Source organism: Kitasatospora sp. NPDC091257, from assembly GCF_044757675.1.
Classification (GTDB): domain Bacteria; phylum Actinomycetota; class Actinomycetes; order Streptomycetales; family Streptomycetaceae; genus Kitasatospora; species Kitasatospora lactacystinica.
Window position 1 is genome coordinate 1 of record NZ_JBIVVI010001854.1, and the last position, 1,107, is coordinate 1,107.

General features: G+C 78.8%; 1 protein-coding gene. It reads left to right on the top strand.

The window, feature by feature from the left end; genetic code table 11:
* Positions 1-186: 186 nt before the first annotated feature.
* Positions 187-1,107: PP2C family protein-serine/threonine phosphatase (locus ACIQOV_RS42470; RefSeq protein WP_401056628.1), on the top strand; the 921-nt coding region annotated here is incomplete at its 3' end.

Genomic DNA, 1,107 nt, shown 5'->3' on the forward strand with positions numbered 1-1,107 from the left:
CGTTCCGCCGGGGGCCTCCGACCGTACGCCGGGCCGGGCGGCCGGCGGACCGGGGTGCGGCCGGACCCGACCCGCCCCGGCCGACCGATCTGCACACCGACCGACCGATCTGCACACCGACCGGCCGGCCGGACCACCCCCGGGATCGACCCGCCGGAGCGACCGACCGGCACCACTGGAGGACGCGTGACCGCCGACGGCCCGGACGGGGTGCCGCCGCTGCACCTGCCGAGGCGGACCCGGCTGCTGCTCTACGGCGCGCTCCTGCTGCTGGTCGCCGCCGTCGTGGCCGCACTGGCGATCGGGCCCGGAACCACCCTGGCCCCGCTGCTCGCGGTGGCCCCGGTGCTCGCCGGCGCGACCACCCGGCGGGCCCGGGTGCCGCTGCTGGTCGGTGCGGTGGCGCTGCTCACCGTCGGGCTGCTGGAGTCGGCCAACGCGCAGCTGCCGCTCTCGGTCCGGATCAGCGTGCCGGTCACCGTCCTGGCCTCGACCCTGGCCAGCGCCGCCAGTGTCGTCCTGGTGGCGGCCCGCGAGCGGGAGCTGTTCCAGGTCCGGACGGTGGCCGAGGCGGCGCAGCGGGCCCTGCTGCGCCCGCCGCCGGAGCGGATCGGGCCGTTGCGCGTGGCGGTGCGGTACGTGGCGGCGGCCGCCGAGGCGCGGATCGGCGGGGACCTGTACGCCGTGGTGGAGACCCGTTTCGGGGTGCGCATCCTGCTCGGCGACGTCCAGGGGCACGGACTGCCGGCGGTGGAGACGGCGGCGGACGTCCTCGGGGTGTTCCGGGAGGCCGCCCGGACCGAACCCGATCCCGGCCGGCTCGCCGAACGGCTGGACGCGGCGCTCGCCGCCCGGCCGTCGGACGAGGGGCGGTTCGCCACCGCGCTGCTGCTCGACGTGGCGGCGGACCGGGGGCCGGTGCGGCTGGTGAACTGCGGCCACCCGCCCCCGCTGCTGCGCCGGGCGGGCCGGGTGAGCGAGCTGGAGCCGCCGTTCCCGACGCCGCCGCTGGGGCTGCTCGGGCTCACCGGCGGCGGGTACCCGGACCGGCGCTTCGAGCCGGAGCCGGGTGACGTCCTGCTCCTGCACACCGACGGGGTGTCGGAG